The 14,305-nt window shown below is 38.7% G+C and carries 14 protein-coding genes; 10 read left to right on the top strand and 4 right to left on the bottom strand.

Annotation, left to right across the window (positions count from 1 at the left end):
* Positions 1 to 3: 3 nt before the first annotated feature.
* Entirely contained in the window at positions 4 to 948 is a 945-nt protein-coding gene (locus ESP02_RS07835) for a MoxR family ATPase (protein WP_010732216.1), read from the bottom strand.
* 257 nt (positions 949 to 1,205) lie between these two features.
* Between ESP02_RS07835 and ESP02_RS07830 the strand changes: the two genes are divergently transcribed.
* Both ESP02_RS07830 and ESP02_RS07825 read left to right on the top strand, forming a co-directional pair.
* Positions 1,206 to 2,498, top strand: coding sequence for a hypothetical protein (locus ESP02_RS07830; RefSeq protein WP_038398590.1), 1,293 nt, complete (start codon positions 1,206 to 1,208; stop codon positions 2,496 to 2,498).
* A 73-nt stretch (positions 2,499 to 2,571) separates the two neighbouring features.
* Positions 2,572 to 3,147, top strand: a complete 576-nt coding sequence (locus tag ESP02_RS07825) for a hypothetical protein (RefSeq protein WP_002291618.1) — start codon at positions 2,572 to 2,574, stop codon at positions 3,145 to 3,147.
* 64 nt (positions 3,148 to 3,211) lie between these two features.
* On the opposite strand, the gene ESP02_RS07820 is transcribed toward ESP02_RS07825, so the two are convergent.
* A complete protein-coding gene (locus tag ESP02_RS07820) occupies positions 3,212 to 3,577 on the bottom strand; it encodes a hypothetical protein (RefSeq protein ID WP_002313555.1) in 366 nt (121 codons plus the stop codon).
* A gap of 207 nt (positions 3,578 to 3,784) precedes the next feature.
* Between ESP02_RS07820 and ESP02_RS07815 the strand changes: the two genes are divergently transcribed.
* From ESP02_RS07815 to ESP02_RS07805, 3 genes are all read left to right on the top strand, one after another.
* Positions 3,785 to 4,267: a hypothetical protein gene (locus ESP02_RS07815; RefSeq protein ID WP_002291615.1), complete on the top strand. Its 483-nt coding sequence runs from the start codon at positions 3,785 to 3,787 to the stop codon at positions 4,265 to 4,267.
* A gap of 195 nt (positions 4,268 to 4,462) precedes the next feature.
* Positions 4,463 to 5,353 carry a phosphate ABC transporter substrate-binding protein PstS family protein gene (locus ESP02_RS07810; protein WP_002320320.1) on the top strand — a complete coding sequence of 297 codons (891 nt, stop codon included), beginning with the start codon at positions 4,463 to 4,465 and terminating at the stop codon, positions 5,351 to 5,353.
* A 250-nt stretch (positions 5,354 to 5,603) separates the two neighbouring features.
* Positions 5,604 to 8,075, top strand: a complete 2,472-nt coding sequence (locus ESP02_RS07805) for a cation-translocating P-type ATPase (RefSeq protein WP_038398592.1) — start codon at positions 5,604 to 5,606, stop codon at positions 8,073 to 8,075.
* A gap of 102 nt (positions 8,076 to 8,177) precedes the next feature.
* Here ESP02_RS07805 and ESP02_RS07800 read toward each other — a convergent pair whose 3' ends face one another.
* Together ESP02_RS07800 and ESP02_RS07795 are read right to left on the bottom strand one after the other, a co-directional pair.
* Complete coding sequence (locus ESP02_RS07800; RefSeq protein ID WP_038398594.1) at positions 8,178 to 9,914, bottom strand: ATP-binding protein; 1,737 nt, start codon at positions 9,912 to 9,914, stop codon at positions 8,178 to 8,180.
* Complete coding sequence (locus ESP02_RS07795) at positions 9,911 to 10,615, bottom strand: response regulator transcription factor (RefSeq protein WP_002291606.1); 705 nt, start codon at positions 10,613 to 10,615, stop codon at positions 9,911 to 9,913. The genes ESP02_RS07800 and ESP02_RS07795 overlap by 4 nt, the downstream gene beginning before the upstream one ends.
* Before the next feature lie 130 nt (positions 10,616 to 10,745).
* Between ESP02_RS07795 and ESP02_RS07790 the strand changes: the two genes are divergently transcribed.
* The 5 genes from ESP02_RS07790 (at position 10,746) to ESP02_RS07770 (ending at position 14,210) form a co-directional block, all read left to right on the top strand.
* Positions 10,746 to 11,249: a DUF523 domain-containing protein gene (locus ESP02_RS07790; protein ID WP_002291604.1), complete on the top strand. Its 504-nt coding sequence runs from the start codon at positions 10,746 to 10,748 to the stop codon at positions 11,247 to 11,249.
* Positions 11,209 to 11,547: a putative DNA-binding protein gene (locus tag ESP02_RS07785; RefSeq protein WP_002291603.1), complete on the top strand. Its 339-nt coding sequence runs from the start codon at positions 11,209 to 11,211 to the stop codon at positions 11,545 to 11,547. The genes ESP02_RS07790 and ESP02_RS07785 overlap by 41 nt, the downstream gene beginning before the upstream one ends.
* Before the next feature lie 20 nt (positions 11,548 to 11,567).
* Entirely contained in the window at positions 11,568 to 12,986 is a 1,419-nt protein-coding gene (gene ffh / locus ESP02_RS07780; protein ID WP_002291602.1) for a signal recognition particle protein, read from the top strand.
* A 111-nt stretch (positions 12,987 to 13,097) separates the two neighbouring features.
* Entirely contained in the window at positions 13,098 to 13,670 is a 573-nt protein-coding gene (locus tag ESP02_RS07775; RefSeq protein ID WP_038398596.1) for a DNA-3-methyladenine glycosylase I, read from the top strand.
* 18 nt (positions 13,671 to 13,688) lie between these two features.
* Positions 13,689 to 14,210: a dihydrofolate reductase family protein gene (locus ESP02_RS07770; protein ID WP_038398597.1), complete on the top strand. Its 522-nt coding sequence runs from the start codon at positions 13,689 to 13,691 to the stop codon at positions 14,208 to 14,210.
* Positions 14,211 to 14,305: the final 95 nt, after the last annotated feature.

The raw sequence follows: 14,305 nt of genomic DNA, 5'->3' as shown, positions 1-14,305 counted from the left end.
TATCTACCTCACGGGAATTGGGATTTGTGCAACAAGGGCACGGATCATTTGTGTCTTTTCGTCTTCCTTCAATGAACGATCGTAAAAAATCAGGCGGTGGGAAAAAACGAAAGGAACTAAATCCTGCAAATCTTTGGGCGTTACGTAATTTCTCCCATGGATCAATGCATAGGCTTTTGCTGCCTGAATAAAGGCAAGGCTTCCTCGTGGACTGATACCAAGCTGGATAGCAGAGTGGGTTCTTGTTGCGGATACTAACTGCAAGGCATAAGATGCCACTTCTGGACTGACAAAGACATTCGCCACACTTGTTTTTATTTCTTCTATTTCATGACTGTTCAAGACTACCTTCAAATTATCCAACACTTTTTCAAATTTATCCAAAAGTAGCAGAAGTTCGTCGTCAAAAGAAGGATAACCAATTTGTAGTCGGAATAAAAAACGATCGAGCTGTGCTTCCGGCAAAGGATATGTTCCTTCATACTCGATTGGATTTTGTGTAGCTAAGACAAAAAAATGATTGTCTAGGGGGTATGTATTGTTGTCGATCGTTGCATGATTCTCTGCCATTGCTTCTAAAAGTGCTGACTGAGTGCGAGGAGTCGTACGATTGATTTCATCTGCTAACAAGATCGTTGTAAAGATTGGTCCCGGACGAAATTCAAACTCTTTTGATTGTGAGTTATAGACGGAAAAGCCCAAAATATCACTAGGAAGAAGATCGGGTGTGCATTGGACTCTGCTAAAGGTTCCTTGCACAGCCTTTGCTAGTGCTTTGACTAGTAATGTTTTACCTACACCGGGAATATCTTCGAACAAGACATGACCACCTGCTAGCAGGGCAACGATCATCAATTGGATAGTGGAACGTTTACCGATGACCGCTTTTTCTAATTCTTGTATCAACTGATCGATTTTTTGTTTGGATTCTTCGATTTTAGCTTCCATTTCCACATCACCTTCTCATGAAATCACTATTTATTTTAATTGTAATGGAAGGGGATACATCCTACAAGCAAAGTGATTTTATTATGTTTTTTTAAAGTACATTCGTTTTAAAATGAGAATACAATTAAATTAAGTAAAATAAAAAATAATGAGAGAAATTTGCGTAATTAAGTAAATAGAAAGGGACTTTTTATCTTTTTAGAAAAGAGCCCTTTCTGATCAAACAATATGTTTAGAAACTAGGTGAGAGATGATCAATGAGATGGCAAAAACTATTATCAAAAAATGCACAGAATTTATTTTCACTAATCAACCTAATGAAAGATCTGATCTGGCGAAAAACGGATCTAGCTGAAGAACTGAAAATCGATGTCAAAACAGTTGATCGGCATCTAAAACGTTTGGCAGAAAGCGACTGTCCAATCCAGCTGATTCTTCATAAGAAAACCGTTCAGTTAGTTTATGATCAAGGATATAGCGAACCTTACCTCCTTTTTGTTTTTCTGATTCAATCACCACCTTTTTGTCTACTGAAAAATCTGCTGTTGAATGAACCTTATGAGCAGGAGTATGATCGTTCTACACAAGAGCGGTTGAGAAAATGGTTTGGTGAGTATCACCTTTCGTTTTCTTATAAAAAAGCGCAGATCTTTGGTTCAGAAAGAAAAATACGGTACCTGCTATTTTGTTTCTTGAAAGATTTCCCCCATTTTTTTGCAGACGATGGAGAGCAGTCCTTTTCAGAGATGTTCATCCAATTATTGAAGCAACGAAAGGATCCAGCAGAAATCGAGATTTTAGGAGACAGTCGAACCCTTTTCTTTGAGTTGTTTCCAGAATTACTTTTTAGAGAAGAGCAGATTTTGCCAATAAAAGAAAAAAATTATCTAGCGATCTTGCGCTTGAGCTGTAATCAGATTACTGAAAAACGGTGGGAACGGATAGAAGAGACACAAGACTATCGGAAATTGACGATCGTAACTGAAAAGCTTGATTCGCTGTTTTGGCTGAATAGTGAGTTTGAAAATGGAAATAAATCAAAACTGACAAAAGTACTTTACCAAGAATGGCTTCGTTATGTGATTGGTATCCATGATCGATTGGTGGAAGAAGAAGTTCGTTATTATCAGGAAACATTAGAAAAGTTTCCCAATTCCAAAGATAAACTGTATCAATTTCGTCTAGCAATCCAACAAGCACTTGCACACCCCGCAGTTGAGTGGGGAATGCTTTTACTTAAGACACTCCAAGAACGGGGCTATTTAGATGTCCATCCTCCTGAAGTGAAAATCGTCTTTTTTTTTCGTTATAAACATCAGGAAGCAAGAAGACTTGCCGGGGTACTGAACAAAACGCTAAGACATCGAAAACGGATTTCAATCCATGTCTGCACTCGAAATAAACCACCTCGTTATGCAGATCTAGTGATTACGGATCATTTTTTTCCATTAGACCATAACGAAGATCAAAAAACGTATCTGTACCATCCTTCATTTGGTATCGAAAGACTTCTTACAGATATCAATTACTGGTTAGGGAAAAACCGATAAAACCTTTGGAAAAAAGATCAAAACAAATCAGTCTATGCTATAATAAAAAGCGATTAGTAAAGGAGGAAATCCATTGGAATTAAAGAAATTAGAAGTTCCCACATCTTCGATCACAGAAGTAAAACGATCGCCGATGGATGTATTTGCTCAAGCGCGAGACGCGGGAACTGGCGTATATATATTTAATCGGGAAAAAGTAGCTGGTGTAATGCTGACCCAAGAACAATACGAAACGCTCTTGCAAGAACTAGATGTCCTTCGTCAAACAGTGAAAGAGGAACTGAAAGAACCAAAGGAAAAAGAAATACACGAAGAATCTGTCAATAAAACAGCTTCCGTCGTATCCAATGCTGAAGGGATGGAAGAGTTGGCTCAAACATTACAGCACTCGCTTATTACTGGTGTGACGATTACAGCAAAAAATCTAGATGAACGAATGGTCGCACTTGGTTTTATTACGAAAAAAACCGGATTTGGCGGGGTCGTGGATATGCTCAGCGAATTGATGAAAACCGGGAAAATCAATTACCAGCTAAGAAGAAAACCGCAAAATCGGACCATCATCGCTGAAATCATAGGGGAGCAAAACAGTCAATCCCAATTGATGGATAAGATCATTATCAAGAAAATTTTTCTACATGAATTATAAGAAAACCCTATATGTACAAAAAGAAGAAAAACAGCTTCTCTTTGTACATATAGGGTTTGTTTTTTTAGGGATGCCGTGCTTTTTTATAAGATAAGGCTACCGCCCATAATGACCCAAGGATTTGTGGAACTAAGTAAATGCCAGCTAGAATCAAAATCAGTTGGGTCGGTTTTAAAGGATGATAAAAGTACCGCCATTCAGCAAAATTGACGCAAAATAAATAGGAAGTGACAGTAGATATAATATTGGCGATAAATAAAGATAAAATACGCCTGCTTTTTTGGAAATAATATCCAGCAAAAAGAGATAAAAATATCAATGTGATGAATCCGCTTACAGAATGATAATAGAAATCAAGCAGTAAAGCGAAATGCACATAAGGAACAAAAGATAAAAGCAATGGAAGATTCTTCCAACACGTTTTTATCATATTTTGTCACCACCTAACAAGTGTTATTATTTTGTTAGTTTTATTGTAAATTGAATCATATAATAATCAATTACTTTTTCATTATTTCTAGATTAAATGAATAAACTCTCATGCCATTATCTCTAAAAAAAAAGTTTTTCCCCCTAATTTTTTTAGATAGAAAATTGTATAGTATGATGAAAGAAAAATTGGTTTGGGGGAACATTGATGAGAAGAAAAGCAGTAATCGATCGGCTTTATTTATTTTTTTGGTTTTTTCCTATCGTTTTGCTACCTTTTACATGGGTAAATGCTGTTGTGCAAGGTGCAGAGATATTAGGGCTGATCCAAGGAAGTGGATTTGTGGTTTCTAGAAATTTTCCAGCTTTGACTGTTTTTTACTTAGTGATAAGTGTAGGTCTATTACTGCCAAAATCTCTGATTAATCATTATAATTGGCAGCTGCTTTATTTTTCTTGTTTACTCATATTCACATCTATGTTTTCCTTGTTGCCTCGTATGATCATCGGCCCTAATGGTTTGAGCGAGAGCGGACTGAAGGATTCAGCGTATCCTTCCATGTATTTCTTGACCATTAAACCGTGTTTCTATTTAGTCATTGTCTCATTTATTCTTGCGACATTCTTTTACTTCTGGACAGAGATCCGGATAAAAAGTGAACGATCTGTATCTATAAAAAATAACCGTTGATGGTGGATCATCGGTAACAAGCATATGAGCGGCGGAAAACGCCTGTTTCTCATATGCTTTTTTTATTATCGTGTAAAGAATCCGAAAAACGTTTACATGATTTTTACATAACTTAACTATATTTTTACAGCAACCATACGAGGGATTTACAGTCGACTGATAAACTTTAGTTGTAAATAAGAAAGGAGCAATAAAATGAAAAAAGTATTGTTTACTCTAGGTATGATGGGAATTCTTTTAGCCGGATGCGGCTCAGGATCAGGAAATACAGATGGCTCTGCCACACAAAATAATTCAAGTGACTCAAATGAACAAGTAAAAATCGTTGCGGTAGGTTCGACAGCATTACAGCCTTTGGTCGATGCAGCGCAAGAAAGCTTTGTACAAGAAAATCCGAATTATCAAATCTCTGTACAAGGAGGAGGAAGCGGAACTGGGTTGAGCCAAGTCGAAGCTGGAGCAGTTACTATCGGAAACTCTGATGTATTTGCAGAAGAAAGAGACGGGATCGATGCCTCTAAACTAGTGGATCATAAAGTAGCAGTGGTCGGGATGGCACCAATCGTCAACAAAGATACAGGTGTCAAAGATATCACAAAACAGGAATTGATTGATATCTTTACAGGAAAAATCACTAATTGGAATGAAGTTGGCGGGAAAGATCAAAAGATCAACGTTGTGAACCGTGCAAACGGCAGCGGTACCCGTGCGACATTTGAAAAATGGGGATTAGATGGTGCCACACCTATACAGTCCCAAGAACAAGACTCATCAGGAACTGTTCGGCAGTTGGTAAGTCAAACACCAGGAGCAATCAGCTATTTAGCCTTCTCATATCTCGATGATTCCACACAAGCACTAAGTATCGACGGTGTAGAACCAAAAGAAGAGAATGTAGCAGATAACAGCTGGAAAATCTGGTCCTATGAACATATGTACACGAACGGAAAACCTTCCCCTGAAGTCCAAAAATTCTTAGACTACATGATGACGGAAGAAATCCAAGAAGGACCTGTCAAAGAATTGGGTTATTTACCAATCACAATGATGGAAGTAGAACGTGACCACGAAGGAAATATCAAATAACTAGCAGATAAATATCCTACAGTTATCGTGACTATCAAGGAAAAATCAACTATGTTTCTCCGCATATAGATTTTTCCTTTAATTGAGAAAAAGAGCGACGACAGTTCTATGTCGTCGCTCTTTTTTTGCTATATGACAGGAATGAAAGGTGTATGCAAGCTTAATATGAGGAACACTTTTCATATCTGTTCTATACTGGATAGGAGAAGTTTGTAAATATCCAGAAAACGAAATTGATCGAGGTAGCCACATGAAGAATAAATGGACAAATCGAAGTAAAAAAAAGAAAAGAACACAAAAATCATCTGACAAAGTTATCCGTCTTTTTCCCTCGTATAAAGAAGGTTTGACAGCAGAACAAGTCAAGGAACGAATAGAAAAAGGTGCAACAAACGATTCAGTCGATCCCACATTCAAAACAAACCAACAAATTATATTGGAAAATATTTTTACGTATTTCAATTTGATCTTTCTTATCTTAGCCATTTTGCTTTGCCTAGTAGAATCTTATAAAAACTTGACCTTTTTACCAGTTATCATAGCCAATACAGGAATCGCTATCTTTCAGGAAATTCGATCCAAAAAAATCTTGGATGAATTGAATGTGTTGAATACAGCAAAAGTCAATGTCATAAGAGAGGGGATAGAACAAACAGTAGATATAGAAAACCTTGTATTAGATGACATTGTTATTCTAGAGACTGGACATCAGATTCCAGCAGATGCAGAGGTCGTGGAAGGAAAACTACAAGTCAACGAGGCTTTATTAACAGGTGAAGCAGATGAGATAACCAAAGAAATAGGTGATTCATTGATGTCCGGCAGTTTCGTTGTTTCCGGAAAAGCTTACGCCCGATTAGACAAAGTCGGAGCGGATTCGTATATTTCCCAATTGACAGTCAAAGCCAAGACAATGGGAGAAGGAGAACAGTCGGAGATGATTGCTTCTCTTAATCAATTGATCAAATGGATTGGGATCATCATTATTCCTATCGGTATTCTGCTTTTTTCTCAAAGTTACTTTTTTAATGGAAACACGATGAAAGAAAGTGTCGTCGCAATGGAAGCAGCATTGATCGGTATGATACCTGAAGGACTGTACTTGCTAACGACGATTGCATTAGCATTAAGTGCGACTAAACTAGCAAAGCAAAGAGTTCTTTTACACAATATGAAAAGCATTGAGACATTGGCAAGAGTAAATGTCCTTTGTGTAGATAAAACAGGAACGATCACAGAAAACAAAATGTCTGTCCAAAAAGTGATTGTCTCTAAAAAACAAGAAATAATCAACCAATCAGATCAACTGGAAGAGCGCATTGCTGACTATGCAAAAGCGATGGCAGGAGATAATGCAACAATGGAAGCTGTCAAAGAATACTTTACAAAAACCACTGATCAATCCTATCACCAGGTCATTCCTTTTTCATCTGTCCAAAAATTCAGCAGTGTAGCGTTGGAAGACAAGGTATATGTTTTAGGAGCACCCGAAATGGTTTTGCGAGATCAGTTGCCGGAATATGCGGAAGAGTTTGTTTCTTTCGCTGAAAAAGGCTATCGCGTGTTGGTCTTTGGTGTGTACGATGGGATTCTTGAAGAACCAGTATTAACGGAAGCAGTCACACCATTAGGCTATATTCTGATTGCTAATCCTATCAGAAAAGAAGCAAGAGCCACATTCGATTACTTCAAAAAACAGCAAGTAGCCATCAAAGTGATTTCTGGAGATAATCCGCTCACTGTATCTAATGTAGCTGTCCAAGCAGGGATTTCACATGCTGATCAGTACGTTGATGCGTCTAAATTATCAGAAGAAGAATATGAAGCAGCTGTCGAAAAATATACAGTTTTTGGACGCGTCAAGCCAGAACAAAAGAAAATCTTCGTTCAATTGCTAAAGCGTAACAATACAGTAGCTATGACAGGTGATGGCGTGAATGACATTCTAGCCATGAAAGAAGCAGATTGCAGTATAGCGATGGCTTCTGGCAATGAAGCCGCCATGCAGGCCTCACAAGTGGTCTTGCTTGATTCTGACTTTTCACGCATGCCGGAAGTTGTTGCAGAAGGACGGCGCGTCGTGAACAATATTGAGCGATCAGCCAGCTTGTTTTTAGTGAAGAATATTTTCTCCTTTTTGCTTTCGCTGTTTTCAGTCATCTTTGCTTTGACCTATCCTTTAGAACCATCACAGATTACATTGATTAGTTTGTTTACGATCGGACTCCCATCTTTCTTGCTTGCTCTAGAAGAAAACAAAAAGCGAATCAGAGGGAAATTCATCATGAATGTGATGGAAAAGGCTGTGCCAGGTGGACTAACAGATATGATCGTAGTCGGTGCGTTGGTAATCTGCGGGGTGACTTTGAATCTAAATAAAACAGATGTTTCTACAGCATCTACTATGCTTTTGATCGCAGTAGGATTCCTCGTTCTCTATAAAATCTGTTCACCTCTGAATAAATTCAGAAGTCAGATCATTCTTTTCTGTGCTAGCGGTATCTTTTTTTCGGTCGTTTTTTTGCATAAACTGTTTTCAATCACCGGTATCTCAGCTGTATCGCTTTTGCTGTTGAGCATTCTATTTTTCTCGGCAGATTCGATTTTTAGGCATTTGACTACATTGGTAGAATATTTGTTTGAACGTAAAAATGAAAAAGAGCCAAAGCCGTTTAGTCGCGTAGTTAAAAAATTTCTATCGATATTTAAACGAGAAAATTGAAGAAAATCGTCTTAAAAAAGAGTAAAAAAGAACAACCGCTCGTGTATCTTTCGAAGCAGGATGAGTCATCCAACTTTAAAACGCACGAGCAGTTGCTCTTTTTTACATTTTCGGAATGGTAACGGTGAAAGTCGAACCTGTTCCAAGATGACTGTCTACAGTAATCGTACCATGAAGGAGTTGCACGTAGTCTTTTACAATCGCTAACCCTAGTCCGGTCCCGCCTGAATGTCGGCTTCGCGCCTTGTCTACGCGGTAAAAACGCTCAAAGATTCGTTCCTGATCCTCAATGTCGATACCTATACCAAAGTCTTGGACAGAAAACGATAATTCATCTGTTGCCTGATAACGGATAATGATCTCGCTGTCGTTTTTTGAGTATTGGACAGCATTTTCAATCAGATTTTTGAGGATTGGATAAAGGATATCTGTTTTAGTAGTAAATGGTTCGTTCTTTCCAATCAATCGAATCGTCAACCGTTTCTTTTCGATGATTGGCTGATAATTTTGAACGATTTGCTGGAAATAAGGTTCTGTATAAATCGTCTGGATCTCGTAAGAATTCTCACCGTCTTTTGACAGCTGGATGATTTCCCGAATCAATTTATCTAACCGAATCGCATCTTTTTGCATGATCTCAAGAAAAGAAGTCAGAGTTTGCGGGTCCTCTTTTGCACCATCCAGTAAAGTCTCGGTAAAACCAATCAGTGAAGTCACAGGAGTTTTTAATTCGTGAGAGACGTTGCCAACGAAATCCTTTTGTAGCTTTTCTAAACGTCGCACTTTCGTTAAGTCATACGCCACCCCTAGAATCTGTCCGGTACCTTCTGAATTAGTAAAGTAGCGCAAACTCAAGTCTAATGTCTGTCGTCCTTCAGTGATGGTGATCTCCTGATGGATCAGCGGATGCTCAGGAGTCACTTGGTGAATCAGCTGAATGAGTTTTGGCTCTTGGATGACTTCTGTGTACCGTTGTTCAGGTTCATAGCTTGTCACGTTTAAATGCAACTGCATCTTTGGATTAAGCAGTAGCAAACGAGAATCAGCATCATCAATCAGGAATACGCCTATCATCAGTTCATTTAATAATGTGTACAATTGTTCTTCTGTTGTAGTATACGCTCGATACATCTTACTCATTTGTTCGCTCAGCGCATTGATTGTTTGATACAATTCCTCCCATTGGTCAGGTGTCTGCATGATTACTTCTGCTTGGTTTGGATTTTGTACCATTTTTCTAAGAACAGGCAGGACAGTTTTCAAAGGCTGATTTTTTTGGTAGATCAGGTAATAGATCATTCCTGCAAGAACAAGGAAGAAAGACAGAAAGAAGAAAAAGACCCAACGGCGAAAACTTTCCGTTCTCGGTAAAAATCCGCTTGTCGGTTCTGCGATACGTAAAATGGCTTCTAACTGGCCTCTTTTTTTGACTGGTAATGCGACGTATAAAAGATCCTCATTCAAAGTAGTACTTTTACGCAAAGCGCTACCTAGGTTTCCACCATTCAATACAGCTTTTATTTCTGGACGAGAACTTCGCTGTTCATTCAATGTTTCATTGTTTGTGTCAAATAAGATTTTTCCAGTAGCATCCATTAAAGTGATTCGTTCGTTCGACTGATGGACGAATTCTTCCAAAGCAGTTTTGTTTTGCGCTGCTTGGAGGTTTTCAACATCTAATTGCCGGATCAGTAGTTGTGCTTTTTTTGTCAGGTAGCTTTCTTGCTGTTCGACGATCTGTTGTTGGAAATAATGGGAGATCAATTGCCAACCACCAAAAAACAAACTGATCAAAAGAATAAGAAAGAAGAGACGTTCATAAACTTTTTTCCATTTCATCGTTTTGGTTCCTGAAACTTATAGCCAAATCCCCTAACAGTCACCAAGTACTTTGGATGTTTTGGATCTCGCTCGATTTTTTCTCGCAAATGACTAACGTGTACATCTACGATTCGGCTTTGTCCTGCGAAGTCAAAATTCCAAATGCGGTCTAGCAATGTGTCGCGATCGATCACACGGTCTTTTCGTTTCATGAAATAAACGAGTAATTCAAATTCTTTCGGTGTGAGTTCAATCAGATGATCGTCTACGGTGACTTGATAATTGGTCAAATCAGCAGTGATTTGTCCAATCGATAGATATTCAGGCTCAGCTTCATCTTTTGATTGCTTACGAGGTTCGATCCGTCTGAATATGGCTTTCATACGGGCTAATACTTCACGTGGACTAAATGGTTTGGTCAAATAGTCGTCAGCACCTATCTCCAGACCAATGATCCGATCCACCTGATCATCTTTAGCCGTCAGCATCAAAATCGGTGTTTCATTTTTTTCTTGACGCAGCCGCTGAGTAATCTCCATGCCATCCATCGTTGGAAGCATCACATCTAAAATGATGAAATCAAATGATTGTTCTAATGCTAATTCTAATCCTTCGCCTCCATCTGCGGCACTGGTTACCTTATAGCCTTCTTTTTCCAAATTGAACGTCAAGAGCGTCACAATAGAAGGTTCATCATCAACAACTAGTATTTTTTTCATTCAAATCTCCTTTAAATAGGTTTCATTCTGTTTATATTTTAGCATAGAATCAGTACAAGGGGCTATTTTACAAAAGAAATAAATGGTATAATAGGAAGACACTTTGCTGAATAGAAAGGAAGAGCAGTCAATGATTGGAATCAGTGCATGTTTAGGCGGTCTAGCCTGTCGCTATGATGGACAGAAAAAAGAAGTACCAGAATTGATGGAACTAGTTGAAACTGGCGAAGCTGTCATGGTCTGTCCAGAAGTAATCGGCGGATTGCCTATCCCTAGAGATCCTGCTGAAATCATTGGTGGAAATGGGTTCGATGTGTGGAAAGATCAAGCAAAAGTATGGACGACAAGCGGCGAAGATGTAACGGAAGCGTACAAAAACGGCGCGATCAAAGCATATCAAAAGTTGCAGGAAAAGCACATTGATCTAGTCATTATGAAGGAAAAAAGCCCTTCATGCGGAACCCATTCGATTTATGATGGAAGCTTTTCCGGAATAACAAAAAATGGCGCCGGAGTGGCCACTGCTTATTTTATTCAGCAAAAAATGACTGTGCTCTCTGATGAAGAATGGCTGAAAACTAGAGGTGAGCAGAATGGAAATCGAAAAGACCAATCGAATGAACGCGCTCTTTGAATTTTATTCGACCTTATTGACAGAAAAACAAATGAACTACATGGAGTTATATTATGCAGATGATTTTTCATTAGGTGAGATCGCGGAAGAATACGAAGTAAGTCGTCAAGCAGTATATGACAATATCAAGCGGACAAGCAAGATCTTGGAGGATTATGAAAAAAAACTCCATCTCTTCTCTGATTATATTGTTCGAGAACAGATATTGGAAAAGATGACCGCATATATTACAGATAAGTATCCGGAAGATAAAAAACTGCTTGAATATGTACAACAAATTCAAGCAATCGAAGAATAAATAAAAGGAATGAAGAAAATATGGCATTTGAAAGCTTAACTGAACGTCTCCAGCAGGCGATGGGAAAACTAAGAAAAAAAGGAAAAGTATCAGAAGCTGACGTAAAAGAAATGATGCGGGAAATCCGCCTTGCCTTACTAGAAGCCGATGTTAACTTGCAAGTAGTCAAAGACTTTACTAAACGCGTACGCGAACGTGCGGTAGGGGCAGAAGTGCTGGAAAGTTTATCACCTGCACAACAAATCGTAAAAATCGTTGATGAAGAATTAACGATTACACTTGGTTCTGAAACAGCAGAGTTAAATAAATCACCAAAAATACCAACTGTTATCATGATGGCTGGTCTACAAGGGGCAGGTAAAACAACTTTTACCGGTAAGTTAGCGAATTATTTAAAGAAAAATGAAAATGCTCGTCCGCTCCTAATCGCAGGGGACGTATATCGACCAGCAGCGATCGACCAATTGAAAGTATTAGGTCAACAGCTAGATGTTCCTGTATTTGACATGGGAACAGAAGTCAGCCCGGTAGAAATCGTTCGTCAAGGGATGGAGTTAGCAAGAGAAAAGAAAAACGACTATGTATTGATCGATACGGCAGGACGTCTGCACATCGATGAAACATTGATGGATGAGTTGAAACAAATCAAAGAATTGACTCAACCAAATGAGATCTTGCTGGTTGTCGATGCCATGACTGGTCAAGATGCCGTCAATGTAGCTGACAGCTTCAATCAGCAATTGGGTATTACTGGAGTCGTCATCACTAAACTTGATGGGGATACTCGAGGCGGGGCGGCACTATCGATCCGCTCAGTGACAGGTGCACCAATCAAATTCATCGGTTCTGGTGAAAAATTGACTGACTTAGAAGTATTCCACCCAGATCGTATGGCTAGCCGTATCCTTGGTATGGGGGATATGCTGACACTGATCGAAAAAGCGCAGCAAGACTATGATGAGAAAAAAGCGGAAGAACTTGCACAGAAGATGCGAGAAAACTCATTTGATTTCAATGACTTTATTGAACAACTCGATCAAGTGATGGGGATGGGCCCATTGGAAGATCTAATCAAAATGATCCCAGGAATGAATCAAGTCCCTGGAATCGAAAACGTCAAGGTAGATCCAAAAGACGTTGAACGCAAAAAAGCGATGGTTTATTCTATGACACCAGCAGAAAGAGCAAATCCTGATCTGTTGAATCCAAGCCGTCGCCGCCGAATTGCTGCCGGTTCTGGAAACAGTGTGGTTGAAGTAAACCGAATGATCAAACAATTCAAGGAATCAAGAAAAATGATGCAACAAATGTCCAAAGGGGATATGAACATCCCAGGTATGGACCAAATGTTTGGTTCAGGCGTCAAAGGAAAACTAGGCAAAATGGCGATGAATCGAATGATCAAGAAAAATAAGAAGAAAAAGAAAAAACGGAAATAAGATGGAAAAAACAGCTTCGGTACAGACTGAAAATGTCTACTGCCGGAGCTTTTCTATCAGCAATTTTTATTCTTTACTGATACAATTACTCTAAACGAAGAGGTGGCACAAATGAGATGTCCGTGGAGTGAACAAACAGAAAGTATGCGGCAATATCATGATACTGTCTGGGGTGTTCCTGAATATGATGACCAAAAGCTGTTCCGAAAATTGATGCTCGACATCAATCAGGCAGGATTGAGTTGGCAGACGATTTTAAATAAAAGTGACGCATTCGATGAAGCGTATGATCAATTCGATATCCAAAAAGTCGCAAATTATGGAGAAACAAAAATGAGCGAACTAATGGAAAACAAAGGAATTATTCGGAATCGCAGAAAAATCGAAGCAGCTGTCCAAAACGCTAAAGCAGTCTTGAAGATTCAAGAAGAAATCGGCAGTTTTTCTGAGTATCTTTGGTCGTTTTCTAATGGAAAAATCGTTGATTCCTCTTATCATTCACAAGAAGAAGTCCTGACAACAAGTCCTCTTTCAGATGAATTAGCAAAAGATCTAAAGAAAAGAGGATTTAAATTTATTGGCAGTACGACAATCTATGCTTTTTTAGAAGCAGTCGGGATCATCAATGGTCACCTTGACAGTTGTTTCCGTAAAGAAGAGGTCGTACGTATTGGCAGAAAATAAAGAAAGGGCGAATAAAGCATGCGAAAAATCATATTTTATGGCGCTGTAAGTTTAGATGGTTATTTGGCAACGAAAACGGATGATCTTCAATGGCTTTTTGACACTCCGACAGGTGAGCAAACCACTTATGAAGCTTTTTATGAAACAATCGATACGACCATCATGGGCAGGAAAACTTATCAGGAAGCAAAAAAATATTTGGAAACCGAAGCAATTTATCCAGAGAAAAAGAATTTCGTTTTTTCCACTAACGTACAATTACAATTGCCAGATGCTGAGGTCGTACACGAAGAGCCTATTGCTTTTCTAAAAAATCTACAAAGGACAGAAGGAAAAGATATCTGGGTCGTGGGTGGAGGTCGATTAATCAAACCGTTAGTAGAACATCAAATGATTGATGAATGGTATATCCAGATTGCCCCTGTATTATTAGGGGACGGAATCCCTTTATTCCAAAAAGGAACCTATGAAGCACGTTTTGAATTGCTAGATACGACACGATTCGGTGAATTTATCGAATTACATTATGTACGAAAGTAGAAGTAAATAAAACAAAAGGAGCGTGAGACAAAAGTGTTCTTTACTTTTGTCTCACGCTCTAAACACATATAAACGGCGGAAGCAGAAGCGACTCC

The organism is Enterococcus sp. NBRC 3427, from assembly GCF_007996925.1.
GTDB classification, from domain to species: domain Bacteria; phylum Bacillota; class Bacilli; order Lactobacillales; family Enterococcaceae; genus Enterococcus_B; species Enterococcus_B lactis.
Note: the sequence above shows the minus strand (reverse complement) of the source record. Positions and strands in the feature narration are given on the sequence as shown.

Bases quoted from the DNA above. Each gene is read 5' to 3' on its own strand.
- ESP02_RS07795 (WP_002291606.1), bottom strand. From the start codon at position 10,615: ATGAAAAAAATACTAGTTGTTGATGATGAACCTTCTATTGTGACGCTC.
- ESP02_RS07805 (WP_038398592.1), top strand. From the start codon at position 5,604: ATGAAGAATAAATGGACAAATCGAAGTAAAAAAAAGAAAAGAACACAA.
- ESP02_RS07785 (WP_002291603.1), top strand. From the start codon at position 11,209: ATGGAAATCGAAAAGACCAATCGAATGAACGCGCTCTTTGAATTTTAT.
- ESP02_RS07815 (WP_002291615.1), top strand. From the start codon at position 3,785: ATGAGAAGAAAAGCAGTAATCGATCGGCTTTATTTATTTTTTTGGTTT.
- ESP02_RS07775 (WP_038398596.1), top strand. From the start codon at position 13,098: ATGAGATGTCCGTGGAGTGAACAAACAGAAAGTATGCGGCAATATCAT.
- ESP02_RS07770 (WP_038398597.1), top strand. From the start codon at position 13,689: ATGCGAAAAATCATATTTTATGGCGCTGTAAGTTTAGATGGTTATTTG.
- ESP02_RS07790 (WP_002291604.1), top strand. From the start codon at position 10,746: ATGATTGGAATCAGTGCATGTTTAGGCGGTCTAGCCTGTCGCTATGAT.
- ESP02_RS07820 (WP_002313555.1), bottom strand. From the start codon at position 3,577: ATGATAAAAACGTGTTGGAAGAATCTTCCATTGCTTTTATCTTTTGTT.
- ESP02_RS07800 (WP_038398594.1), bottom strand. From the start codon at position 9,914: ATGAAATGGAAAAAAGTTTATGAACGTCTCTTCTTTCTTATTCTTTTG.
- ESP02_RS07835 (WP_010732216.1), bottom strand. From the start codon at position 948: ATGGAAGCTAAAATCGAAGAATCCAAACAAAAAATCGATCAGTTGATA.
- ffh (WP_002291602.1), top strand. From the start codon at position 11,568: ATGGCATTTGAAAGCTTAACTGAACGTCTCCAGCAGGCGATGGGAAAA.
- ESP02_RS07830 (WP_038398590.1), top strand. From the start codon at position 1,206: ATGAGATGGCAAAAACTATTATCAAAAAATGCACAGAATTTATTTTCA.
- ESP02_RS07810 (WP_002320320.1), top strand. From the start codon at position 4,463: ATGAAAAAAGTATTGTTTACTCTAGGTATGATGGGAATTCTTTTAGCC.